23 protein-coding genes are annotated in these 24,103 nt (G+C 70.1%); 12 read left to right on the top strand and 11 right to left on the bottom strand.

Annotated elements, in window-relative coordinates:
* Positions 1-113 precede the first annotated feature (113 nt).
* Entirely contained in the window at positions 114-833 is a 720-nt protein-coding gene (locus KM427_RS05600) for a VOC family protein (protein WP_215526556.1), read from the bottom strand.
* Between the two features lie 79 nt (positions 834-912).
* Here KM427_RS05600 and KM427_RS05595 point away from each other — a divergent pair, with 79 nt between their 5' ends.
* The 4 genes from KM427_RS05595 (at position 913) to KM427_RS05580 (ending at position 3,585) form a co-directional block, all read left to right on the top strand.
* Entirely contained in the window at positions 913-1,785 is an 873-nt protein-coding gene (locus KM427_RS05595) for a hypothetical protein (RefSeq protein WP_215526555.1), read from the top strand.
* 85 nt (positions 1,786-1,870) lie between these two features.
* A complete protein-coding gene (locus KM427_RS05590) occupies positions 1,871-2,530 on the top strand; it encodes a Type 1 glutamine amidotransferase-like domain-containing protein (protein WP_183593009.1) in 660 nt (219 codons plus the stop codon).
* Positions 2,531-2,595: 65 nt separating this feature from the next.
* Positions 2,596-2,892 (top strand): DUF6980 family protein, encoded by a 297-nt coding sequence (locus KM427_RS05585; RefSeq protein WP_183593008.1) that lies wholly within the window; start codon positions 2,596-2,598, stop codon positions 2,890-2,892.
* 297 nt (positions 2,893-3,189) lie between these two features.
* Positions 3,190-3,585 carry an ASCH domain-containing protein gene (locus KM427_RS05580; protein ID WP_215526554.1) on the top strand — a complete coding sequence of 132 codons (396 nt, stop codon included), beginning with the start codon at positions 3,190-3,192 and terminating at the stop codon, positions 3,583-3,585.
* On the opposite strand, the gene KM427_RS05575 is transcribed toward KM427_RS05580, so the two are convergent.
* The 8 genes from KM427_RS05575 to KM427_RS05540 all read right to left on the bottom strand — a co-directional run bounded on the left by KM427_RS05575 (position 3,579) and on the right by KM427_RS05540 (position 13,033).
* Positions 3,579-4,058, bottom strand: coding sequence for an aminoacyl-tRNA deacylase (locus KM427_RS05575; RefSeq protein ID WP_215526553.1), 480 nt, complete (start codon positions 4,056-4,058; stop codon positions 3,579-3,581). The two genes, KM427_RS05580 and KM427_RS05575, sit on opposite strands and share 7 nt — an antisense overlap.
* Before the next feature lie 379 nt (positions 4,059-4,437).
* Positions 4,438-6,735, bottom strand: a complete 2,298-nt coding sequence (locus KM427_RS05570; RefSeq protein ID WP_215526552.1) for a heavy metal translocating P-type ATPase — start codon at positions 6,733-6,735, stop codon at positions 4,438-4,440.
* Positions 6,736-6,767: 32 nt separating this feature from the next.
* Positions 6,768-7,718: a DUF8832 domain-containing protein gene (locus KM427_RS05565; RefSeq protein WP_215526551.1), complete on the bottom strand. Its 951-nt coding sequence runs from the start codon at positions 7,716-7,718 to the stop codon at positions 6,768-6,770.
* Positions 7,715-7,990: a heavy-metal-associated domain-containing protein gene (locus tag KM427_RS25425; RefSeq protein ID WP_183593003.1), complete on the bottom strand. Its 276-nt coding sequence runs from the start codon at positions 7,988-7,990 to the stop codon at positions 7,715-7,717. The genes KM427_RS05565 and KM427_RS25425 overlap by 4 nt, the downstream gene beginning before the upstream one ends.
* Positions 7,991-8,357: 367 nt before the next feature.
* A complete protein-coding gene (locus tag KM427_RS05555) occupies positions 8,358-9,284 on the bottom strand; it encodes an ABC transporter permease (RefSeq protein WP_183593002.1) in 927 nt (308 codons plus the stop codon).
* Positions 9,284-10,423: an ABC transporter permease gene (locus KM427_RS05550; protein ID WP_215526550.1), complete on the bottom strand. Its 1,140-nt coding sequence runs from the start codon at positions 10,421-10,423 to the stop codon at positions 9,284-9,286. The genes KM427_RS05555 and KM427_RS05550 overlap by 1 nt, the downstream gene beginning before the upstream one ends.
* Positions 10,404-12,008 carry an ABC transporter ATP-binding protein gene (locus tag KM427_RS05545; RefSeq protein WP_215526549.1) on the bottom strand — a complete coding sequence of 535 codons (1,605 nt, stop codon included), beginning with the start codon at positions 12,006-12,008 and terminating at the stop codon, positions 10,404-10,406. Before KM427_RS05545 ends, KM427_RS05550 begins: the two co-directional genes overlap by 20 nt.
* A gap of 14 nt (positions 12,009-12,022) precedes the next feature.
* Positions 12,023-13,033, bottom strand: a complete 1,011-nt coding sequence (locus KM427_RS05540) for a BMP family protein (protein ID WP_183592999.1) — start codon at positions 13,031-13,033, stop codon at positions 12,023-12,025.
* 271 nt (positions 13,034-13,304) lie between these two features.
* On the opposite strand from KM427_RS05540, the gene KM427_RS05535 reads away from it, so the two are divergent.
* The 3 genes from KM427_RS05535 to KM427_RS05525 all read left to right on the top strand — a co-directional run bounded on the left by KM427_RS05535 (position 13,305) and on the right by KM427_RS05525 (position 16,590).
* Positions 13,305-14,669: an acetyl-CoA carboxylase biotin carboxylase subunit gene (locus KM427_RS05535; protein ID WP_215526548.1), complete on the top strand. Its 1,365-nt coding sequence runs from the start codon at positions 13,305-13,307 to the stop codon at positions 14,667-14,669.
* A gap of 22 nt (positions 14,670-14,691) precedes the next feature.
* A complete protein-coding gene (locus KM427_RS05530) occupies positions 14,692-14,898 on the top strand; it encodes an acyl-CoA carboxylase biotin carboxyl carrier protein subunit (RefSeq protein ID WP_215526547.1) in 207 nt (68 codons plus the stop codon).
* A gap of 81 nt (positions 14,899-14,979) precedes the next feature.
* Positions 14,980-16,590, top strand: a complete 1,611-nt coding sequence (locus tag KM427_RS05525; RefSeq protein WP_215526546.1) for a purine-cytosine permease family protein — start codon at positions 14,980-14,982, stop codon at positions 16,588-16,590.
* Positions 16,591-16,975: 385 nt separating this feature from the next.
* On the opposite strand, the gene npdG is transcribed toward KM427_RS05525, so the two are convergent.
* Both npdG and KM427_RS05515 read right to left on the bottom strand, forming a co-directional pair.
* Entirely contained in the window at positions 16,976-17,674 is a 699-nt protein-coding gene (gene npdG, locus KM427_RS05520) for an NADPH-dependent F420 reductase (RefSeq protein WP_215526545.1), read from the bottom strand.
* Between the two features lie 8 nt (positions 17,675-17,682).
* Positions 17,683-19,158 carry an aldehyde dehydrogenase family protein gene (locus KM427_RS05515; protein ID WP_215526544.1) on the bottom strand — a complete coding sequence of 492 codons (1,476 nt, stop codon included), beginning with the start codon at positions 19,156-19,158 and terminating at the stop codon, positions 17,683-17,685.
* A gap of 144 nt (positions 19,159-19,302) precedes the next feature.
* Between KM427_RS05515 and KM427_RS05510 the strand changes: the two genes are divergently transcribed.
* The 5 genes from KM427_RS05510 to KM427_RS05490 all read left to right on the top strand — a co-directional run bounded on the left by KM427_RS05510 (position 19,303) and on the right by KM427_RS05490 (position 24,061).
* Positions 19,303-20,352, top strand: coding sequence for a LacI family DNA-binding transcriptional regulator (locus tag KM427_RS05510; RefSeq protein WP_215526543.1), 1,050 nt, complete (start codon positions 19,303-19,305; stop codon positions 20,350-20,352).
* A gap of 94 nt (positions 20,353-20,446) precedes the next feature.
* Positions 20,447-21,406 (top strand): 5-oxoprolinase subunit C family protein, encoded by a 960-nt coding sequence (locus tag KM427_RS05505; protein WP_215526542.1) that lies wholly within the window; start codon positions 20,447-20,449, stop codon positions 21,404-21,406.
* On the top strand, positions 21,403-22,200 hold the full coding sequence (locus tag KM427_RS05500; protein WP_215526541.1) for a LamB/YcsF family protein: 798 nt from the start codon (positions 21,403-21,405) through the stop codon (positions 22,198-22,200). The genes KM427_RS05505 and KM427_RS05500 overlap by 4 nt, the downstream gene beginning before the upstream one ends.
* Positions 22,197-23,036, top strand: a complete 840-nt coding sequence (locus KM427_RS05495) for a 5-oxoprolinase subunit B family protein (protein WP_215526540.1) — start codon at positions 22,197-22,199, stop codon at positions 23,034-23,036. The genes KM427_RS05500 and KM427_RS05495 overlap by 4 nt, the downstream gene beginning before the upstream one ends.
* Positions 23,033-24,061, top strand: a complete 1,029-nt coding sequence (locus KM427_RS05490; protein WP_215526539.1) for an LLM class flavin-dependent oxidoreductase — start codon at positions 23,033-23,035, stop codon at positions 24,059-24,061. The genes KM427_RS05495 and KM427_RS05490 overlap by 4 nt, the downstream gene beginning before the upstream one ends.
* Positions 24,062-24,103 lie beyond the last annotated feature (42 nt).

The following is a 24,103-nucleotide window of genomic DNA, read 5'->3' as shown; positions in this document are numbered from 1 at the left end:
CCGCCCCGACCAACACGAGAGGCGCACCCTTGTTCAGCAGTCTCCTAGGTCGCCCGCGAGGTGGGGCCGGAACTCCCGTCCGGCCCCACCTCCGCCCGTCGGGCGACTGTCTCTCAGCCGCGCGACGGCAGCACGCAGAACTCGTTGCCGGACGGGTCCGCGAAGTGCCGCCACGGCAGCTCGCCCCATCCGAGGTCGAGCTCGCGGCCGCCGCGATCGGCGATCCCCCGCGCCACCGCGTCGGCGTCGTCGCCCGGCTCCAGCCGGAGGTCGAGGTGGATCCGGTTCTTCGCAGGCCCCTTCGGCTCCGTCTCCGGACACAGCTCGAGCAGGGGGCCGCGGCGCGACGCGTGCTGCAGGCTGGGCAGCCCGGCCCCCTCGATCGGCACCCACCCGGACAGCCACGACCAGAAGCCGCGCTCGCGGTCGGGGTCGGCCACGTCGAGCGGCAGCGCCGCGATGGGCCCGGTGCCGTCGTACGCCGCGCGCTGCTCCATCACGCAGAATGCGTTGCCCTCCGGGTCGGCGAGCACCACCCACGGCACCTGCCCCTGACCGATGTCCGCGCGTCCGGCGCCCGAGGCGAGCAGTCGCTCGACGACCGCCTCCTGCTCCTCGGCGCCCCGGAGGTCGAGGTGCAGGCGCTGGGGCCCCGCCGGGGGCTCCGGCACCCGCTGGAAGCACAGGTCGAGCACCGGCCCCTCCGCGACGGCCAGCCTGGTCTCGAACCCGGCGAGCTCGTCGGTCAGTCTCTCGGTGCCCAGCGCGGCCTCCCAGAACCGGCCGAGCGCCTGCGGGTCGGTGGCGTCGAAGACGACGTTCTCCAGGAACACGACCCCACCGTAGGCAGATGCCGGCCTCCGCCGTCCAGCGACGGGAGCACCGCACGCCGGCTCCGGCAGGATGGCGACCATGGCAGGCATCGCAGGCGGACGCGACTGGATCTCGGCACTCCCACCGCGGCTCGACGGTCAGCGACGGGCGCTCGCCGGACTGCTCGACTTCTGCGAGAGCGCCCCAACGGTGACCTCGCTGTCGGTGGGCTGCTCGCTGGGTCGGGGCGCCGCCGACGAGCTCTCCGACGTCGACGCCGCGATCGGCGTCGGTGCCGAGCGGGGTGCTGGCGGCGCCGAGCGGGTGCGCGAGGTCGAGGAGTCACTGGTCGAGCGACTGAGCGGTTGGGGGTTGATCGACCTCCTCCGCGACGAGTCGTCGACCGGCGAGCTCTTCATCCGGCGGGTCTTCGCCCAGCTCACCGACGGCGTGCAGCTCGATCTGGCCGTCATCGCGGAGGCGGAGGTGCGACGCGGCGACGCGGCGCCGGACTTCGTCTCGCTGTACCGCGCGGGCGACGTCGGGGACGACACGGCCATGCCCTCGGCGTACGACGTGGCCGGGGACCGGGTCCGCACCTGGGCCTTCCTGGGCTGGCGGGCGCTGCTCGACGCGGACAAGTACCTGCGCCGCGAGTCCCCGTGGGAGGCGCACCAGCGTCTCGAGGAGGCCCGGCGGCACATCTGGGCGCTCTGGGCGGCGACCCAGGGCACGAGCTACCCGTGGCACGGCCTGTCGCAGGTCCTCGACCACGACCCGTCCTCGCTGCCGGTGGGCATCGAGGCGACCGTGGCGGGCCTCGACCTCGCCGAGCTGCGGGCCGCCCTGATCGCCAGCGCGTCGGTGCTCGACGAGGTCAGCGCCGCCGCGGCCCGACGATGCCCCACGAGCCTGCCGACGGGCCTCGCCCAGTTCACCCGTGGGGTGCTGGCCGGGTCGCGGCGGCGATGAGTTTCGCCGCTGCCTGCGGTCTTCCCATGCACCGCGCTCCTCACCTCGAGGAGCGCGAGACCACCGCTCTGCAGAGGAGGCGATCGTGAGGCTGCTGCTCACGTCCGCGGGAGTCACGAACCCGAGCATCCACGACGCGCTGGTCGGCCTGCTGGACAAACCGATCGCGGAGGCCCGCGCCCTCTGCATCCCCACCGCGCAGTACGGCCATCCCATGTGTGGGCCGGACTCGGCGTGGCGCTTCGTCAGCGGCCGCAGCCACCTGCCGATGTGCGACCTGGGCTGGCGGTCGCTCGGCGTGCTCGAGCTGACGGCGCTGCCGAGCATCGACGAGGAGCGGTGGGTCCCCTGGGTCCGCGACGCCGACGTCCTGCTGGTGGCCGGTGGCGAGGCGACATACCTGTGCCACTGGATGCGGCAGTCCGGGCTCGCCGACCTCCTGCCGTCGCTGCGGGACACCGTCTGGGTGGGGCTGAGCGCCGGCAGCATGGTGCTCACCCCGCGGATCGGCGCCGACTTCGTCGAGTGGCCCTCCGCGCCGGACGACCGGACGCTCGGGGTCGTCGACTTCTCGATCTTCCCGCACCTCGACGAGGTGCCGGAGAACACCCTGGCCGAGGCCGAGCGATGGGCGCGCGAGATCGCGGGGCCGGCGTACGCCATCGACGACCAGACGGCCATCGCGGTGACCGACGGCACCGTCGAGGTCGTCTCCGAGGGGCACTGGAAGGTGCTCCGCTCGTAGCCGAGCATCGGCCTCACGGCTCGCCCTTGTGTCGAGCACCGCCGACCAAGCGGCAGACTTGCGCCATGCCCGGGTACCTGCCGCACGACTGTCCTCAGATGCGGACGTTCATCGAGGACAGCCGACTGCCGATCGGCTACACCGATCGCTTCCGGGAGTACTGGATCGAGCTCGTCGCCGGCCATCGCGCGCTCCAGGTCATCGAGTTCTGTCCCTGGTGTGGCGCTGAGCTCCCCCGCTCACTGCGCGACGAGTACTTCGACGCACTCGAGCCACTGGAGGTGGACATCGGAACCGCCGTCGACGAGCTACCCGCCGAGTACCGCGACGACACCTGGTGGCGACGGCTCGAATCGCCGTGAGTCGGCCTGGTTGCTGACGGTGGCCTCGGGAGAGCGATGCCGTTCAGGACGGGAGGCGCGTCTCGGTCGGCACGCGAGTGATGCCGCGGACCTCGACCGGGACCGATCGGAATCGAGGAGCACACAGCCGCGATCCGTGCGGAGACGCACGGCGACGTGCGGTGACATGCATGCTCATCTAACACATCGACCGAACATGTTAAGTCTCGCCGATACTCTTAACATGTTCGAGAGCCGCGCCAAGCGACACCGCCACGGCATGCAACCGCGCCGTCGGGCCGACTCGGGCGGGTCCCGATGACCTGGCCCAGGGTCGGTGGCCTCCGCGCCCTCGAGCTCGGGACGCCGAGCGACCTGCGCGCGCGACTCAACGCTCTCGTGCTGGACGGGCGCAAGCAGGCGACGGCCGGCCTGCGGAGCGAGTACGAGGAGGAAGGCGAGCCGATCGAGCATGTCGGCGAACGTCTTGCCCTCCTCGACGATGACGGCCAGCAGGTCGGCACGGTCGAGGTGACCGGGGTCGAGGTGCTGGCCTTCGGCGACGTCCCGTGGGCGTTCGCCATGGCAGAAGGGGAGGGCGACGCCGACCTGGAGGAGTGGCGGGCGGGCCACCGTCGCCACTGGGAGGGCCTGGGCACCCCGGTCGAGGTCGACACTCCCATCGTCTGCCTGAGGTTCGTCCTCAGTCACTGAGCAGCGGCCGGGTCGGTCACGTCGGCGACCTCCGCACCCAGGACTCGGATCAGGTCGGCGGCGGACACGGTCGCGGAGACCCCGTGGGCGCCACCGCCGATGGACACCGTGCCGTCGACCCGCGCGTCCGCGACGACCGCCCACGGGCGGAGCGAGCCGAAGGGCGTGATGGTGCCGCGCTCGTAGCCGGTCACCTCGCGGGCCTTCTCGGCGTCGGGCATCGAGAGGCGGTTCACCCCGAGGAGGGTGCGCAGCTTGGGCCAGGAGATCTGCCGGTCACCAGGGACCAGGACGAAGAGGTAGTCGTCCGCGCCGCGTCGTACGACCAGGGTCTTGATGACCCGGTCGGGAGTGACCCCTCGCGCCTGAGCCGCCTCCTCCAACGACCTCACGGGGCCGTGTCGCACGATCGTGTGGTCGATGCCCGCGGCCGTGAGAGCAACCGCGGCCCGTGCCTCACCCGGGCTGGTCATCGCTCTCCTCCTCGCCGGCCGGCCGTCGCGTGCGGATGTCGGTCAGCGACGCGGTCGCGACGGCGTCGATCGCACACCGTGCCCAGCAGACTAGTGCCCAGGAGACCGCCCGCGAGGTGCGCGTGGAGCAGCGCCGACTCATCGCCGACCCGTGGAGCCGCTCGCCGGTGTCAGGCAGACCGAGTGCGACACGCCGTCGTTCCCCGGCGTGTCGCACTCGCATTCCCTGACCACCCCGGCCGGGCGCCGGCGTGTCTCGTCGTTTCCCCGGGCAGCCGGTGAATCGGTGAAGGCCGTGGACACCCGGCGTCGGCCGACCCAGCCCGGCGATTCCACAGGTCACCCCGCGTGTCCTCCCGGGGTGCCGCGCCGTGCGTCCTCAACCCACCAGCGAGCTGCGGAACCGCTTGAGCCGCAGGCTGTTGCCCACCACCGACACCGAGGAGAAGGCCATGGCCGCACCGGCAAGCATCGGGTTGAGCAGGCCGGCGGCGGCGATCGGGATGGCGGCGGTGTTGTAGCCGAAGGCCCAGAAGAGGTTGCTCTTGATGATGCCGAGCGTCCTGCGGGAGAGCCGGATGGCGTCGACCGCGACCCGCAGGTCGCCCCGCACCAGGGTGAGGTCGCTGGCCTCGATCGCGACGTCGGTGCCGGTGCCCATGGCGAGGCCGAGGTCGGCCTGAGCCAGGGCGGCGGCGTCGTTGACGCCGTCGCCGACCATGGCGACGACCCGCCCCTCGGCCTGGAGCCGCTTGACGACGTCGACCTTGTCGCCGGGCAGGACCTCGGCGAAGACGTCCTTGGCGTCGATCCCGACCTGGGCGGCGACGGTACGGGCGACCCGCTGGTTGTCGCCGGTGAGCAGGATCGGCCGGAGGCCGAGCCCGCGCAGCTCTCGGATGGCCTCGGCCGAGGTGTCCTTGACCTGATCGGCGACGACCAGCACCGCGCGGGCCCGGCCGTCCCAGCCCACGGCCACGGCCGTGAGGCCCCGGTCGGAGGCGCCGTCGAAGGCGCCCTGGAGATCTTCCGTCAGGTGCTGGGACCACTCGGCGAGCAGCTGCGGACGACCCACCAGGACGGCGTGACCGTCGACGATGCCCTGCACACCGAGCCCTTCGACGTTGGCGAAGTCCTCCACCTGCCCGAGGTCGCCTGCCTCGCGGGCCGCGTCGGCGATGGCGCGGGCGATCGGGTGCTCGGAGGCATCTTCCAGCGCACCGGCGAGGCGCAGCACCTCGGCGACGTCCTCACCGACCGCCACGTGGGTCTCGGCCAGGCTCATCTCGCCGGTGGTGACGGTGCCGGTCTTGTCGAGGACGACCGTGTCGACCTTGCGGGTCTGCTCCAGGACCTCGGGCCCCTTGATGAGGATGCCGAGCTGGGCGCCGCGGCCGGTGCCGACCATGAGCGCGGTCGGGGTCGCGAGGCCGAGCGCGCACGGGCAGGCCACGATCAGCACGGCGACCATCGCGGTCAGCGCGCCCGCGACGCCGGCGTCGCTGCCCAGCCAGAACCCGAAGGTGCCGACGGCGACCGCGATCACGACCGGGACGAAGATGCCGGAGATCCGGTCGGCCAGCCGCTGGACGGCGGCCTTGCCGGTCTGGGCGTCCTCGACCAGCCTGGCCATCTGGGCCAGCTGCGTGTCGGCGCCGACCCGGGTCGCCTTCACGACGAGGCGGCCCGAGGCGTTGACGGTCGCGCCGACCACGGAGTCGCCCGCGCCGACCTCGATCGGCACGGACTCGCCGGTGAGCATCGACTCGTCGACCGCGGAGCGACCCTCCTCGACCACGCCGTCGGTGGCGATCTTCTCCCCCGGCCGGACGACGAACAGGTCGCCCACCACGAGCTGCGCCACCGGCACGCGCTGCTCCACGCCGTCACGCAGGACGCTGACGTCTCGTGCGCCCATGTCGAGCAGGGCACGCAGGGCCGCGCCGGCGTTGCGCTTGGACCGGTGCTCGATGTAGCGGCCCAACAGGATGAAGGTGATGATGCCGGCCGCGGCCTCGAGATAGATGTTCGAGGTTCCGCTGGTGCGCTCGATCGTCAGCTCGAACGGGTGGGTCATCCCCGACACCCCGGCGTCGCCCCAGAACAGCGCGTAGACCGACCACCCGAAGGCGGCCGTCGTACCCGTCGAGACCAGCGTGTCCATGGTCGCGGTGCCATGCTTGAGATTGGCCCAGGCCGCCTGGTGGAACGGGAGGGCACCCCAGATCACGACCGGCGCGGCCAGGGTGAGGGAGAGCCACTGCCAGTTGGTGAACTGCAGCGCCGGCGCCATCGCCATCGCGATCACCGGGACGCTCAGCAGCGCGGAGACGACGAGCCGGTTGCGCAGCGCCCGCAGAGCGCGGTCGGCCTCGTCGTCGACGGAGCCGCCCGCCCGGGAGGCGCCGTCGTCGGCCGCGCTGGGCGGCTCGGGCAGCCTCGCGCCGTACCCCGCCGATTCGACCGCCGCCACCAGGTCGTCGGTGGTCACGCCGTCGGCAACGGTGACCTTCGCCTTCTCGGTGGCGTAGTTGACGGTGGCGGTGACGCCGTCGAGTTTGTTGAGCCTGCGCTCGATGCGGTTGGCGCACGAGGCGCAGGTCATCCCGGTCAACAGCAGCTCGACATCGGTCCCTGCGGGGGCTGCGGTGCCGACGGTGTCGGCGATCGTGCTCATCTGGTGCTCCTCGTGCCTCTCGTGGTGATGGCTCAGTGCCGGTGGTCGCTCAAGTGGGCCGGCTCGCCGGCGCCCTTGGCGGCGTCGGCCGCGGTGGACTCGGCGTCCAGGGTGAGCGGTGCGGTGTGGACGACTCCGTCGACCTTGAAGTCGAGGAAGAGGTGGTAGCGACCGGAGCTGGGCACCTCGGCCCCGAAGTCGACAGTCGGGCCGGGCGAGGTGACCCCGTCGCCGGGCTCGCCGCCTGGGTGGACGTGCAGGTAGGCGAGGTCGCCCTCCCGAAGCGCGACGAGGTGGCCGTAGGCACCCAGGTACGGCTCCAGGTCGGTGACCGGCTCCCCGCCCTTGCTGATCTCGAAGTCGAGCGCGGAGTGCTCGCCCGTCACGAGGTCACCGGCCACGGTGACGGTGAAGCCGCCGACGGTCGCCGTGCGGGTCGGCTCGGGAAGGCGCTGCGCACCCGCGTCGCCGGCGACGGCGAGGTCGGCCCCGAGGGTCAGGCCCTCGCCCCCGGCCGGGACGAAGTCGGCGAAGACCCGCCACGCCCCGGGACTCAGGTCCAGTTCCACCGACCAGGTGCCGGTTGCGGCATCGAAGGACGGGTGGACGTGCTGGAAGCCGGAGAAGTCGCGGCGGACAGCGATCAGGTGCAGGTCCTTCTCGTGGGACCTCTCGTACTCGGTGACGGGCTCTCCGTCCGGGCCGGTGATCCGAAAGCCGACCTCCCGCCGGCCGGCGCGGTACCCGGTCGGCGCAAGGTCGAGGGTGTACCCGCTCGCGGAGACCTGCAGTCCCCCGGGCAGTTCCTCGGTGGTGGCCATGGGTTCCATTGCTGCTCCCTTCTGAGAACTGCTGTGTGTCGAGTGGCTCGCGACCGCCGGCTCGACCTCGCCCAGGTCGGTGCGCTCACCGACGAGCCAGCCGCCGGTGAGCACGACCGCGAGTCCCACGCCGTACGCCGCGAGCCGGGTCGGGGCGTTCATGCGAGCCGGTAGCCGGCCTCGCGCACCGCGGCGTCGACCGCGGCGCGAGGGATGGGCTGGTCGGAGCCGAAGGTCAGGGCACCGGAGGCCAGATCGACGACGACGTCACGGACACCGTCGATCGAGCCGACCTCGTCGGTGACCGAGGAGACGCAGTGTCCGCAAGTCATCCCGGCCACGGTGTACGACGCTTCCGCGGCGGGCCGTGTCGACGTACGGGTGTCCTCGATCTCGACGGCCTGGTGGGTGTTGGTACTGCAGCAACCGGACATGGCGCTCTCCTCTGGTCGTGGCCCATATACCCCTATGGGGTATATGGGCCAGACTAGTGGGTACCCCCTAGGGGTAATCAAGACAGAGTGACGCGGCTCACCCGAACGGCAACGATGCGCGGGCGATCGACGCACCCGACCCGGAGGGTGTCGGTGCGCGGTCCAGGCCTCGCCGGTGCGACGAGGCCTCTCTTCGCAACACGACCTAGATGAGTAATTCCAAGGGATCGTGCAAGCGAGCGGCGCTCAGCGCCGCGCTGGCCAGGCGCCCGGCGCGACGACAGACTGGATGTCTCTCGAGCGCTGGCAACGCAGCCAGCGTGGATGCTGAGCGTCGCGTAGCGTGCGAGACCTTGGAATTAGTCATCTAGGCGAGCAGCGGGACTCCGAGATCCGACGGGGCACGCGAGCGCTTGCCCATCACGACCCAGGCGGCCAGGGCCAGGAGGTAGGGCGCCATCAGGAAGACCGCGGTCGGCACGTGGCCGCCGAAGGTCGCCTGGGCGATGAACTGCAGCGCGTCGGCGGCGCCGAACAGGACCGCCCCGAGCGCGACCCAGCCGGGGTGCCAGCGAGCGAACATCGTCAGCGCGAGCACGAGGTAGCCGCGTCCGTCGACCAGGTTGTCGACGAAGACGCCCCCGGCGTTGACCAGGACCAGGGTCGCACCCGCAGCACCGGCAAGCGTTCCGTTGACGACCATGACCCACATCCGGATCCGCGGGACCCGGATGCCGGCCGCCGACGACGCCAGGGCGCCGTCGCCGACCGCACGGACGAGCAGCCCCACCCGGGTACGGAAGAGCAGGAACACGCCGAAGGGCGTGAGGACATAGAGGGCGTAGACGATCGGGCTCTGGTCGAAGAGGACCTCGCCGATCCACGGAAGGTCTCCGAGCAGCGGCAGCTCGTGCCGGTCCAGCGCCGAGGTGCTCGGGACCTCCATTCCGGTCGGGAACAATCCGCGTCGCAGCATGCTCGTCGCGCCCAGCACGATCAGGTTGAACCCGATGCCCACGACGACCTGGTCCGCACGGAAGAGCACGACAGCGACCCCGTAGAGCGCGCCGAGCACGGCGCCGGCGAGGGCGGCACCGGCGAAGCCGACGATCACGTCGCCCGACCAGGATGCGACGGCCGCGGCACCGAAGGCGCCACTGAGCATCAGGCCCTCGATCCCGATGGTGAACACGCCGGCACGCTGCGCGAAGGTCTCACCGAGCGCGGCCAGCAGGATCGGCGCGGCCAGCGCGATCGCACTGGCCCAGAAGAAGGACTCGACGAGGTTGTGCATCAGGCGATGCCCTTTCGCTGTGCCCGAAGCGCCTGCGCCCCGGCGGCGCAGGCCAGCAGCACGATCGGCAGGCCCTCGACCACGTAGGCCAGGGACGCGGTCACGCCGAGCTCCTGCTGGAGTCGGGTCGCCGTACTGAAGATGCCACCGAAGATGAGGGCGATGACCAGCGCCCGCCCCGGGCGCAGGCTGGCCAGGAAGGCGATCGCCAGGCCCTCGAAGCCGAACCCGGACGAGAATCCCTGGATCAGGCGGAACTGGACGCCGAGCGTCTCCCCTGCGCCGGCGAGCGCGCAGACGGCGCCCGAGATCAGCATCGCGGCGACGGTGAGCCGGCCGACCCGCAGCTGCTGATAGCGGCTCGCGACCGGGTTGTAGCCGACGCTGCGCAGGCGCAGGCCCAGGGCCGTTCGGTCGAGCAGGAACCAGACGAGGACGACGCAGGCGACCGCGATGACGATGCCGTAGTGCAGCCGCGTGAACCCGAACCGCGGCAGCTCCGCGACGGCGATGACCCGCTTGGACTGGTTGAAGGTGCTGGACGGGTCCTTCATCGCCCCCTGCACCATCAGCTGGACCAGATAGATCGCGATGAAGTTCAGCAGCAGTGTCGTGATCAGCTCGTCGCAGCCGCGCCAGACCTTGAGGACGGCCGCGAGGCCCGCCCACAGGGCGCCGAAGACCATGGCGAGCAGGAGGGAGACCGGCAGTGCGAGGGGGCCCGGGATCGAGGGGGCGAGGAACGCACCGCCGAGGGCGGCCCCGATGGCGCCGACCTGGAGCTGGCCCTCCGCCCCCAGGTTGAACTGCCCGCTGCGCAGGGCCACGATGACGCCGACCGCGACCAGGAGCCTCGGAGTCGTGTAGACGAGCGAGTCGATCATCCCCTGCTGGGAGCCGACGGTGGACCGGTAGGCGACGTCGACGGCCTCCGCCGCCGTACCGCCCGCGAGGACGACGAGGAGCAGGCCGATGCCCAGACTCACCACGAAGGCGGCGATGATCGAGGGCCACGGACGGTCGAAGAGCCGAGCCAGCCGTTCGACGCTGCGCGTCCGGTCGCCCCCGCGAACGGGATCCGGAGCCCTGCTGGGCTCGACCTCGGTCCCGCTACGGGTGTCAGTCTCGCGCTGGGTCACGGTCCGCCCCCACCATCAGGCCGGCGAGGACGTCCCGGCTCGCGTCCGGATCGGCACTCTCACCGACGATTCGGCCTCCGTACATGACCACAGCTCGGTCCGCGATCTCGACGACCTCGTCCAGGTCGCTGCCGATGAAGACGACTGCTGTCCCGGCGTTCGCCGCGTCGCGAAGGCGCCGCAGGACCTCGGCGGTGGCCCCCGGGTCGAGACCGCGGGTCGCCTGGCTCACCACCAGGACCTCCGGCGACTGGGCCAGCGCTCGGGCCAGGACGAGCTTCTGCTGGTTGCCACCCGACATCGATCGCGTCGGCGCGGTCGCCGAGGCGGTGACGACGGCGTAGTCCTCGATCACGGCATGGGTGTCGGCGCGCATGCGGCTGCGACTGAGCAGCCCTGCCGAGCTGTACCTGTCCAGCATCGGGAGCACGAGGTTCTCCTCGCTCGACAGATCCAGCACGAGGGCCTCGCGGTGCCGGTCCTCGGGCACGACCGCCGTGTGCGGCGCCAGCCTGCCGCGTGTCTGCGGCTCGCCGCAGGCCACCACGTGGCCACCGTCCGCGATCCGGATGCCGGCGAGCACCTCCACGAGCTCGTGCTGGCCGTTGCCCTCGACACCGATGACCCCCAGGATCTCTCCCTGCCTCGCGGTCAGGGACAGTCCGCACAGGCCCGTGGTGCCGGGGGCGGGAGCCACTTCGAGCGCGTCGACGACCAGGGCGTCCGGGCCCGGCGTCGCCCGCCCCGGCCGGAGGTGGGCGGCGACCAGGTTCAGGTCGCCTTCCGCGCTGTCGACGTCCCCGATCTCCGCGACGCCCGGGGCGCTGGAGGTCTCCGCGAGCCGGTGCCGCTGCGGAATGACGAGATCGAGCACCTGGTTCGGGTCGGTGGCACTCGTGGCGAGCGTCGCGACGAGCTCGCCCTTCCGCATCACCGAGATGGCGTCGCTGACGGCGAAGACCTCCCGCATCCGGTGGGTGATCAGGATGATGGCCCGGCCGTCGTCGGCGAGCCCCCGCAGGAGGTCGAACAGCGGCTCGACCTCGGTCGGCGCGAGCACGGCGGTCGGCTCGTCGAGGATGATGATCTGGGAGTCGCGGTCGATCGCGGAGATGATCTCGAGCCGCTGGCGGTCTCCCAGGGAGAGCTCCCCCACCCGGGCTTCGGGGTCGAGCTCGAGCTCGAGCCTGCTGGCGAGCCGGGTCACCTGCAGCGCCGCGCTCCTCCGGTCGTAGCGCCAGGGGGTGTTCCGCGACGCCAGCGCGATCGACTCCGCGACGGTCAGCGACGGGATCAGCTGGTGGTGCTGGTGCACCATCGAGATGCCCCGCTCGAGTGCCTGCCGTGGGGACTCGATGCGGACCGGCTCGCCGCCGATGGCGATCGTGCCCCGGTCGGCGGGATGCACCCCGTAGACGACGTTCATCAGGGTCGACTTGCCGGCGCCGTTCTCGCCCAGGAGGGCGTGCACGGTGCCGGCCACGACGTCGAAGTCGACCTCGCGCACGGCCTTCGTCGTGCCGAACGACCGGCAGACGCCGCGCAGGCTCAGGAGCGCGGCGTCGCCGTCGTTCGGACCCGACACGTCCTCGCCCCCTCTCACACGGAGGGGACCTTCGTCGAGCCGTCGCTCAGGCCGTCGAGCACCTTCCGGGCGGCGGTCTCCACCTCGGCGTCGACGTTGTGGAACGGGGCGAAGTCGAACGCACCGCTCTGCGCGTCCATCTGGACGATCTGACCCTCGAGCTCGCCGTTCGTGTACGCCGCCCCGATCTGGTCGTAGGCGCCGGCCATGTCGACGGTGATGCTCGTGACGATCGCCTGGGGGTACTTGGAGTTCTCGTCCATGTACTCGCCCAGGCTCAGGGCGCCGGCGGCCTCCGCCGCCTGGTGCACACCCTGGCCGGCGAGGTCCGCCATCGGGATGACGAAGTCCGCGCCGCCGTCGATGGCCTGCGCGGCGACCTGCTTGGCCTTGGCCACGTCGACGAACGTGCCGGTCCACACGCGGGAGACCTTCGCCTGGGGGTTCACCGACTGGGCGCCCTTCTCGGCAAGGGCCATCGCGCGCTCGGTGGACGGGATCTGCTCGCCGCCGACGATCGAGATGTTGCCGGCCTTGCTCGACAGCCCGGCGATGACGCCCTGGAGGTAGCCGGCCTGGTCCCAGTCGACCGACCAGGCGCTGAAGTTCTTCAGGCCCCCGGTGTCGGTGGCGTAGGAGAACAGCACGAACTGGGTGTTCGGGAACTCCGGCGCCACTTCCTGGATCGCGGCCGCGTAGCCGCTGGAGTGGGTGATGACCATGGCGTAGCCGTCCTGGGCGTACTGCCGGAGCAGGGCCGGGGCGCGCTCGTAGCTCGCCTCCTCGACGTAGTCACAGTCGAAGTCGTACGTCGAGCACATGTCCTCGTACGCCTGGTAGCCGGTGACGTCCCAGTTGCCCTGGTCGACGAACTGCGTGAACAGTGCGGCGACCTTCGGCTGGCCGCCGTCGGACTGCTCACCACTGCCCTCCTTCTCCTTCTGGTCCGCTGACGTCGTTCCGCACGCCGCGAGCGCGAGGAGACAGAGCAGGACGACGAACGGAAGGGCCAAGATCCGCTTCATCAGGACTCCCGGAGGCTTTGAGATCTCGCATCTTGCATGCGGAATAGAATGTGACAAAGCACGATACGGACGCGCCGGGACGAGGTCAACGCCCATCCTCGAGACATCTCCCCCAGGCGACGCTGCCGCTGCGAGCGACGACGGCGCCGAGGCCGCCCTCGGCGCCGGCGAGCTATCCCCGAGGAAACTGGCTCTTGCGCTCGGACGGGCTTCTTCCTAATCTTCCTTCCTAGTCGTCGGGAATCGATTCCAGAATGAGAGAGGCAGGTCGATGGACCTCGGACCGGTGCTGGTGGCCAATCGTGGCGAGATCGCAACCAGGGTGATACGAGCCTGTCGGGACCTCGGGGTTCCGTCGGTGGCGGTCTACTCGGATGCCGACGCGAACGCCCCGCACGTAGGACTGGCCGACGAGGCAGTCTTGCTCGGCGGCGGCCCTCCCGCGGAGAGCTACCTGGACGCCGACAGGGTTCTGGCGGCGGCCGTCGCCACGGGCGCTCGAGCGGTCCATCCCGGATACGGGTTCTTGGCGGAGAACGCAGAGTTCGCGCGGCGTTGCCGCGAGGCCGGCCTGACCTTCGTGGGGCCGTCGGTCGATGCGATCCACGGCATGGGGTCGAAGGTCGAGTCTCGTCGACGGATGGAGGCGGCCGGCATTCCAGTGGTCCCCGGCGGCTTCGACCCGCTCCCGGACCAGGACGCAGCGCGGGCGGCGGCGGACTCCATCGGATACCCCGTGGCCTTCAAGGCCAGCGGGGGCGGCGGCGGACGGGGCTTCCGAGTCGCCACGAGCCCCGCAGAGGTCGCCTCCGCCTTCACAGGTGCGCGCAGCGAGGGAGAGCGCTTCTTCGCAGATGGAACCGTCTACGCCGAGCGCTACATTCCCGACCCGCGTCACGTCGAGGTCCAGATACTCGGCGACTCCCACGGGAACGTCATCCACCTGGGCGAGCGCGATTGCAGCGTGCAACGAAGGCACCAGAAGCTGATCGAGGAGTCCCCCGGCCCCACCGTGGACGCGGCCATGCGCAAGCACATCGGCGACGTGGCCGTGGCGGCCGCCCGGGCCATCGGGTACGAGTCGGCCGGCACCGTCGAGGGCCTCCTGGTGGGCGCTGACTTCTACTTCCTGGAGATGAACACCAGGTTGCAGGTCGAGCACCCCGTCACCGAGATGGTGACAGGCGTCGACATCGTGCGAGAGCAGCTCCGGATCGCAGCAGGCGAGGCCCTGTCGTTCAACCAGGACGACATCACCCTGAAGGGCTGGGCCATCGAATGCCGCATCAATGCGGAGTCCGCGGCCAAGGGATTCCTCCCGTCCCCGGGTGAGATCACCGCGTGGACCGAGCCGGCCGGCCCGGGAGTTCGCGTCGACTCCGGGGTGCGCGTCGGCGATGTCGTCACGGCGTTCTACGACCCGCTCCTTGCCAAGCTCATCGTCTGGGACGTCGATCGTGCCGCCGCGACGGCCCGCATGCTGCGCGCCCTGCGCGAGTTCGAGGTGGCCGGCCCCAGCACCCTCATCCCCTTCCACCAACGACTGCTCTCCAGCGCCGAGTGGCGCGACGCCAGTACCTGCCGGGACCTGGTGACCGACCGCGAGTGGCTCAGGGCCACCTCGCCGACCGCGTGAGGATCGAGTGATGATCGAAGTAGTGACCGAGCTGGCCGCCAATGTCTGGCAGCTGCGCTGTTCCGTGGGTGACGAGCTCGCCGAGGGCGACGAGATCGCCGTCCTCGAGTCGATGAAGATGGAGATACCCATCACCGCACCGCAGGCCTGCCGGGTCGCAGAGCTGCTCGTCGCGCCCAACGACGCCGTCGACGAAGGCGCCGTGGTGGCGCGTATCGAGCCGCGCTGACCGGGCTCGTCGCCACTTCGGCGCCCGCCGATCTCGGATTCTTATCACTAGTAGGGAATCGATTCCAGAAGAAGGTGGAACATGAGTACGAGCAAGTCGCCCCCCTCAGGGCTGGACGGAGAATCCGCAACTCCTGCGCTGCAGGTCTCAACGCAGGATGACCCCGAAGTGGTCCGGCGCGCGGCTTCCGAGGACTACGCCAACCACGTCGTGCCCCTCACGTGGCGCAGCGGTCGTTGGTCTCTCGGCATGGCCTGGGGCGCCATGGCGAGCGCCATGTTCTGGCTGGTGGCTGCCGCGACCGTCGCCGCCGCCGTGGGCACACGCGCCGCCCTGGTCGGAATCGTGCTGGCGGTGGCGACCCACGGCGCCGTCAACTACTACCTCAGCGCGTACGCGGGCCGTACCGGCCTGACCGTTGCGCTGTTCTCTCGACGACTGTTCGGCCATCGGGGCGCGATCATCGCCCCACTCATCTTCGGTGCGACCGCCATCTACTACTCGGTGTTCGAGGGTTCGGTGATCGCCGTCGCCCTGCACCACTACTTCGGCGGCCTCGATCTGAAGGTCTACTACCTGATCGTCGTCGTCTACAGCGTTCCGCTCGTCTTCGGCGGCGTCCGGACCTGGCTCGACAAGTTCAACGGCTTCCTCCTGCCGTTCTATCTCGTCGGTCTCGTCGTGGCGATCGTATGGGCCTGCGCCGAGTACGGGGCCAGCAGCGACTGGCTTACGGCTCCCGCTGCCGTGGACATGGCCGTTCCGGGGTGGCTGTTCTCCTACGTCACCTACATGGGCATGTGGATCATGATGATGTACACGTTCGACTTCGCCCGCTTCGGGAGGCGCGAAGACGCCAAGTTCCACGGAGTGGTGACGTTCGGACCGGTCTTCTACTCGTTCATCTTCCTCGTCAGCGGACTCGTCGGCATCTTCCTGGCCAATACGGTCCCGACCAGCGGTCCTCTGTCGGAGGTCTCGGTGGTCTACGCCATCGTCAACCTGATGGGCATCTGGGGCGTGATCCTGATCTGGGTCTCGCAGACCCGCATCAACACCGCGAACTTCTACCTCGCCTCCTCCAATCTCGAGACCGTGATGGCCCAGATCTTCGGACTCAAGCTGCCACGCACGGTCTGGGCCGTGGTCACCGGAGGCATCGTCTACCTGCTGATGCTCACCGATGTGCTGACCTACCTGCTGACGGCGCTGGCGTGGCAGAGCGTGTTCATCGTCGCCTGGGTCGGCATCGCACTCGTCCACATGGCTGTCGATACGCGCGACCGGGTCGGCCAGCCTGAGTCCCGGCCCGGGCGAGTGCGCCGAGTGACGCCGGGCGCGGCGGTCTGGCTGGTCGCGGCGGGCGTGGGGATCTCCATGGTCGAGTGGGGCGGCCCACGGGAGACCTCCTGGGCCCCCATCGTGACCCTGGCGATCGCTGTCCTGGGCTACCTGTTGGTCCACCGCCTGCCGTCGCAGATGCCGGTGCGCCGCCCCCACGACCCGCAGCTCGAGGTGGATGACGTCTGGGAGGCGAGGATCCGCTGCGCGACCTGCGGTCACTCGTACATCGCACTCGAGATGGATCGGAATCCGGCCCAGGGACACGCGGCCATCTGCGCCTCGTGCGCCGAGGCCAGCCCCACCTTCCACGCATCCGCGATGCAGGAGGCCGCCGGGCGAGGACTCTAGGCCGTGTTGATCACGTAGGCGCCGTCGCGAGCAGGCGCGGAATTGATCAGCACGGCCGAGGGGAAGTCTCGACGGCTACGCGGCCGGTGCCCTTCGAGGGCACCGGCCGCTGCGCGAGTCCCACATGAAGCCCTCCCCGCATGGCACGCCTCGAGCGCGCCACCAAGGTCCCAGACCTCGGCGGCGCGCTCGGCCACCTTCGAGGCCGCGGCAGCGGTGGCTTCGAGCGCGCGAAGCCGTCATCTGTCGCCAGGGCCACCACGTGGGCGGAGACCCGGGAGTCGAGCCACGGCTCGCACGGACGAACGCACGGTGGACCTGCTGGACATGGGCAACCGGATCGACGTCATGCCGTCGATTTGGTTGCCATGTCAGGATCGGCGGCTCATCCGCTCGCCGCTCCCGGAAGGCCGCTGATGCGGATACCGGAGTGGCAGGAGTAGCGCCGGTTGATGGTGATCAGGTTCGCGGTCAGCGCCTCCACCTGTGCCGCGTTGTCGAGCGACCCCGCGAGGACCCCCCTGACTCCCGGGATGGTCTCGGCCAACTGCTGCACCGCCATGACGGCGTCGGCATCGTCGCCGAGGACGAGGACGTCGGTGTCGACCTCCTGCACCTCCGGATCCGCCAGCAACACGGCACTGACGTTGTGGAACGCGCCGACGACGGACGCATCGGGCAGAAGGCGGGCGGCCTGTTGTGCCGCCGATCCCTCCGGCACGGGCGCTGCGGTCACGCACCCTCGACGGAAGGCGAGCGGATTGACGCAGTCGACCACGATCTTGCCCGACAACGCCGGCGCCACCTCGGCCAGTGTCGCCTCGTGACCCGACCAGGGCACCGCGACCACCACGATGTCCGACGCTTCCGCGACCGCCAGGTTGTCGGCCCCGCACAACCGCCCCGTCTCACCGAGGCCCAGGTCCGCGGCCATCTCGATGGCGGTCCTTGCCGCCCGCGCCGCATCGCGACTCCCGAGCAGCACGGTCAGCCCGGCCGTCGCGAATCGACGGGCCAGTCCGCGCCCCTGAGGTCCCGTTCCCCCGAGTACGCCGATGGTCCGCTCGCGCAGTGGGATCGACATCTGCACACTCACCTTCTCGTCGCCCCTACCGTCTCCGCGGCGTGCTCGGCCGGCTGGCCGATGTTGATCGTCACCGTCTTGGTCTGGACGTAGTGGTGGACCGCCTCCAGTCCCTTCTCACGCCCGTAGCCGCTGTCCTTGAAACCGCCGAACGGCGTCTCCACCCCGCCGGCGAAGTACTGGTTGACGAAGACCTGTCCGGCCTCCAAGGCCGCCGCGACCCGGTGGGCCTTCCCGAGGTCGTTGGTCCAGACGCCCGCCGCAAGGCCGTAGTCGGAGTCGTTGGCCATGGCCACTGCCTCCGCCTCGGACTCGAAGGTGAGCACCACCAGCACGGGGCCGAAGATCTCCTCGCGGGCCACGCGCATCGTCGGCCCGACGTCGGTCAGCAGCACCGGCGGCCGGAACTGCCCGTTGTTCTGGAGGCCGGCCGGAACCTCGCCGCGATAGGCCACGCGACAGCCCTCCGCCCTCGCAAGTTCCTCGTACGCCTCGACGGTGCGTGCCTGGCTGGTCGTGGTCAACGGCCCGAGTGCCGGATCCTCCAGTCCGGGTCCGAGCTGCATCCGCTCCAACCGCGAGATCATGCGGTCGACGAACTCGTCATGGACATCCCGGTCGACCAACAGTCGCGAACCCGCGGAGCAGATCTGGCCGCTGTTGAGGAACGCAGCGGTGATCGACGAGGCGGCGGCGGCATCGAGGTCGGCGTCGGCGAACACGATGTTGGGCGACTTCCCGCCGAGCTCGAGCGTCGCGGGGATGAGCTTCTCGGCGGCGAGGTGCGCGACTCGGCGCCCGGTGGCGACGGATCCGGTGAACACCACCTTCCGGACTGCTCGATGGCTGATCAGGGCCTCCCCGACCGTCGAGCCCGGCCCGGGGATGACGTTCAGCACCCCGTGCGGCAGGCCGGCCTTGGCGGCCAGCGCCCCCAACTCCAGGCAGGTCAGCGGCGTCTCCTGCGCGGGCTTGACCACTGCCGAGTTTCCGGCGACGAGGGCCGGAGCGATCCCTCTCGCGGCCTGTTGCAGCGGCGCATTCCACGGAACGATGTGCCCGGTGACGCCGAACGGCTCGGACCTCGTGTACGAGACGTAGCCCTCCCCGAGCGGGATCGTCTCGCCCTGCAGCTTGTCGGCGAAGCCGCCGTAGTACTCGAAGTACCGGGCGGCAAGCTCCACGTCGGCGCGGGCCTGGCTCACCGGCTTGCCGTTGTCCCGCGTCTCGAGCTCGGCCAACCGCTCGGCGTCTGCGCGGATGACGCGAGCGATCGAGAGCATCACGCGGCCGCGCTCTGCGGGCTTCATGGCCGCCCACGCGCGCTGGCCACGCCGGCTCGAGTCGACGGCGACCTCGACGTCCGCGGGTCCCGCCTCGCTGACCACCGCGATCACCTCACCGGTCGCGGGATCGCGCGTCTCGAATGTCCCACCATCGAGCGCGTCGACCCATGCGCCGTCGATGAAGAGCTGCTTCAGCATGTCGCCTCCTATTTCTGGAATCGATTCCCTAGACTAGGGGCTGCACTGCGATCGAAGCAACGACCCTCAGCCGGGAAGACCGGGGCGAGGTCTGGGTACGCTCGCCGTGCTCGAGGGTGCGGATCTCGACGAGGAGGTACGGGGATGGTTGCAGGCTCGCGCAGCGGCAGAGGGTCGGAGGGCCATGCCCGGCCGGTGATCAAGGACGTCGCCGAGCATGCCGGCGTTGCCCAGTCCTCGGTCTCTCGCGTGCTGACCAACCACCCGTCCGTCAGCGCCAGTCTCCGGGAGAAGGTGATGGCCTCGGTTCGAGCGGTCGGGTACTCGCCCGATCTGGTCGCACAGGGGTTGCGGAGCAAACGCACCGGGACCGTCGGGTTCGTCGTCTCGGACATCTCGAACCCCCTGATCTCACAGATCGTCTCGGGAGCCGAGCAGCGCCTGCGGAGCTCAGGCTACTCGATGCTGTTGACGAACTCCGAGGGCGATCCGGGTCGCGACGCCGAGCACATCGACCTCCTGGAGCGCCGACGGGTCGACGGCCTGCTCCTCTCCCTCTCCAGCGAGCAGGACAAGGCCACTCTGCAGGCACTGCGGCGCCGAACAGGCCCCGCGGTCCTGATCGACCGCCAGGTCGGAGGCCGATTCCAGCCGGCGGCGGTGTTGAGCGATCACGAGAAGGGCATGTCGGAGGCCGCGGACTGCCTGATCTCCCTCGGACACCGGCGGATCGGGTTGCTGCTCGGGATGGACGTTCGGCCGGCCAAGGAGCGGGCGCGCGTGCTCGCAGCGGCGTGCGAACGAGCTGGCAAGGAGTTCGAGTGCGTGGTGGAGACCAACCTCTTGTCGGACCACGCCCACGCGCGGACCACGGTACGACGTCTGCTGACCGGTCGGCAGCGGTGCACGGCTCTCGTCGTCGGCTCCAACCAACTGCTGCCCCTGGCCCTCAACGTGATGGACGAGCTCGGGCTGCGCCTGGGCGCGGACCTCGCGATGGTGGTGTGCGACCGAACGGCGGTCACGGACGTCGTTCACCCCGAGCTCGGCGCCGTCTACCGGGACAACGAGGCGCTCGGCTACCAGGCCGCCGACCTGTTGCTCACGCAGATCGAGCGGGAGGAGACCAAGCCGGTGCGAGTGGTGCTGCCGACGTCCTTCTCGCGGGGCCTCACCTGCACGGCCCCGGCCTGAGGCCACCGATGGCGACAGCGCCATTCCATGACGAACCCTATTGACGACGAACCGAGTTCTCCGTAGATTGTGGAATCGATTCCAAGGAGGTGGCATGGCGGCACGGATGCAGGTGATCAAACCCGGGCCCTTGACGTCGGTGCAGGACGCCGGACGCCCCGGATACCTGGGCAAGGGCATCCCACCCGCAGGAGCGCTCGACAACGGAGCCTTTCGCGTGGCGAACCAGTTGGCCGGCAACGACCCCGGCGGGGCCGTGCTGTCGACCGGCTCGCGAGGAGCGGCGGTTCTGGAGTGCACCATGAGCGGGCCACAGGTCGTCTTCGACGAGGACGTGAACATCGCCGTGACGGGCGGCGAGGCGACACCCAAGGTGGACGGCGACCCGATCCCGCAGTGGACGTGCGTCACGGTCCGGGCCGGGCAGGTCCTCGACGTCGGTGTCATCCGACGTGGCCTGCGTACCTATCTGGCCGTCGGCGGAGGCTTCGACGTCGAGACCTATCTCGGGAGCCGGTCGACCCTGCTCTCCGCCGGGCTCGGAGGCCACCAGGGCCGCGCTCTTCGGGCGGCGGACGAACTGCGCCTCGGGCGTCCCTCCCCGCGCCCAGCCGAAGAGACGGCGGCCGAGCTGCCACTGCCGGTGGTCGGAGAGGTCTGCCGAGTCCGCGTCCACGCCGGTCCGCAGGCGCACCTGTTCACCGAGGAGAGCCGGCGGCTGTTCCACGACGCGGTGTGGAAGCTGACCCCGATGAGCAACCGGATGGGCAGCCGGTTCGTCGGTCCGACTCTCGAGTTCGTGCCGCGGCCCGACTACCTGGACGCTCAGGCGGGTTCCAACGTCTCGAACATCGTCGACGACATCATCCCGATGGGCGGGGTCCAGTGCCCCGACGGGGCTGCTGCCATCGTGATGAACGCCGAGCATCCGACTGCCGGGGGATACGCCAAGATCGCCTCGATCGTCGCCGCCGACCTGCGTCTCGTCGCCCAGATGAGGCCGGGCCAGGAGGCAAGGTTCAAGCTCGTCGAGTCAGCGGAGGGACATCGATGACCAGCAACGTGACCAGGTCGACCCTGGACGTCAACTGCGACCTCGGGGAGAGCTTCGGCAACTGGCGGATGGGTGAGGACGAGGCGATCATGCCGCTGGTCAGCACCGCCAACGTGGCGTGCGGCTTCCATGCCGGCGACCCGGTGACCCTGCTGGAGACGGTCCGCGCGGCGCGCGTCCACCAACTCGCCATCGGCGCTCATCCCGGGCTGCCGGACCTGGTGGGATTCGGCCGTCGGCGGCTGGACATCAGCGAGGACGACGCGTACGCGCTCGTGGTCTACCAGGTGGGCGCCGTGCAGGCGGCGCTGCGCGCGCAGGGCGCCTCCCTTCACCACGTGAAGCCGCACGGGACGCTCATGTCGATGACGATGTACGACGACCACATCGCCGACGCCGTACTGGGCGCGATCGCGGACGTCTGCGACGCTCCCCTGGTCTACGCGACCTCCCCGACTGCTGGCACCGCCCTCGAACGAGCGGCCCGGAGTCACGGGGTCGCGGTGGTGCGGGAGGTGTACCCCGACCTGGAGTACTCCGACGACGGAGCGGTGATCGTCCAGCGGCGCAAGCTCGCCACGCACGTCCCGACCGCCCAGGCCCAGCTACGACGGTTCCTCAGGTCGGGAGTGGTGCGCAGCGTCAACGGCATCGAGATCCCGCTCGAGGCGGAGAGCCTGTGCGTCCACGGCGACAGCCCCAACGCCCTCGAGGTCGTGACCGGCCTGCTGGACGTCCTCGAGGAGGAGGGGATCGGCGTCCGGGCCGTCCACCCGAGGAAGGAGCCCGCATGAGGTACGACGTGCCGCTGGTCAGGACGATCAGCGACAACTACCTGACCGTGGAGCTGGGCGACGTGATCGACCTCCGCGACAACATGCGGCTCCAGGGCGCGGCGCGGCTCCTCGACACGATGTGCCTGCCGGGTGTGATCGAGGTCGTGCCCCATCTGCGCAGCCTGGCGCTGGTCTTCGAGAGCGGCACGAACGTCACGCTTCTCGAGGGGGCGGTTCGCGAGGCCATCGCCGGTGCGGAGCGCCTCGAACGGGTGCGGTCCCGCCTGTTCCGGCTGCCGGTCTGGTACGACGACCCGTTCTCCGACGCCACCGCGAAGCACTTCGGCGTCGAGAACAACCTGTCGTACGTGGCCCGGCTCAACCGGGTCTCCGTGGACGAGGCGGTCGCCAGGCACACCGGCGGCGATGCCTGGGTCGTCGCCGTCGGATTCGTGCCGGGCTGCTTCTGGTCCGTCCCACTCGACCCGAGCCTCACCCTGAGCTCGCCCAAGTACGTACAGCCCCGGGATCGAACGCCGTCGCGGACGGTTGCCTTGGCCGGCATCACGACCACCATCTATCCGTATCCGGGGCCGGGCGGCTACCAGTGCATCGGCCGGTGCGCGGTCGATGTCTACCGTGCACCGTCGCAGCCGGCGGACCCGATGTTCGGCGAGGACGGGGTCCTGGTCCGCCCCGGCGACCGGCACCGCTACTACTCCGTCGGACCGCTGGAGTACGAGGCGATCCGGCAGGAGGTTCACGCCGGGACCTACAGCTACGACGTCATCGAGGAGGACCTCGACGTCGCGGAACTCTTCGACGCCACCACCAACAGCGAGGAAGACACATGAAGTTCGGACTGATGTACAGCTTCGTAGTGCCCCCCGACTCGGGGTTCACCAACCTGGACGCCTATCGCGAGATGGACGACCTCCTCCCCTACGCCGAGCAACTGGGGTTCGAGGCCTTCCACACGACCGAGCACCACTTCCAGTTCAACGGGTGGGCGCCGAGCCCGCTCGTGGTCCTCGGCAAGGCGGCGGGCCTGACCAAGCACATGCGGCTGGTGACCAACATCCTCATCGTGCCCCTGTACCACCCGCTGCGCCTGGCCGAGGACGTCGCGACCCTGGACAACCTGTCCGAGGGCAGGGTGACGCTGGGCGTCAGTCCCGGGTACGTCTCGGAGGAGCTGGCGGCGTTCGGAGTGCCGTCGAAGGAGCGATTCGGCCGCTTCGAGGAGTCCCTGGACCTCATGCAGGAGGCCTGGAAGGGAGAGCCCTTCACCTGGGAGGGCAAGCACTTCCAGATTCCCGACGCACAGGTGGTCCCGCGACCGGTGCAGGAGCAGATCCCGATCTGGTACGGCGTGTCCGGGCCCAAGCTCCTCCAACGAGCTGCCGAACGGGGCGTCCCGGTCACCGCGTCACCGCGTCACACCGTGGACGAGCTGATCGCCCACTTCGAGCACTACGGCACCATCGCGGCCGCGAACGACTACGTCCCGGACGAGCGGCCGATCATCCGCGAGGTGTTCGTCGCCCCCACGACCGAGGAGGCCGAGCGCCTCGCCGGCCCCGCCGTCACCCATCTCTTCAGCCTCTACGGCAAGAAGTCCGCTCAGGGGGAGCGAGACCTCCGCAACGACCAGGGCGAGCTCATCACCGACGCGGCGATGGTCGACTACCGGACCTTCAGCTCTCGCTACATCATCGCCGACCCGGCGACGGCGATCGAGGAGATCAAGCAGCTGCAGGAGCAGGTGCAGCCCACCGAGCTGATCTGCCGGATGCAGCTCCCGGGCATCCCGACCAAGAACCTCGAGGAGTCGATCCGCCTGTTCGGCGAAGAGGTCATGCCGGCCTTCCGAGCCTGAGCCCACGCCAGATCCAGCACACTGACAGCAAGAGGACGTTCA

The organism is Nocardioides sp. LMS-CY (assembly GCF_018732145.1).
Lineage (GTDB): Bacteria > Actinomycetota > Actinomycetes > Propionibacteriales > Nocardioidaceae > Nocardioides > Nocardioides soli.
This window is presented reverse-complemented; position numbering and strand designations above follow the sequence as displayed.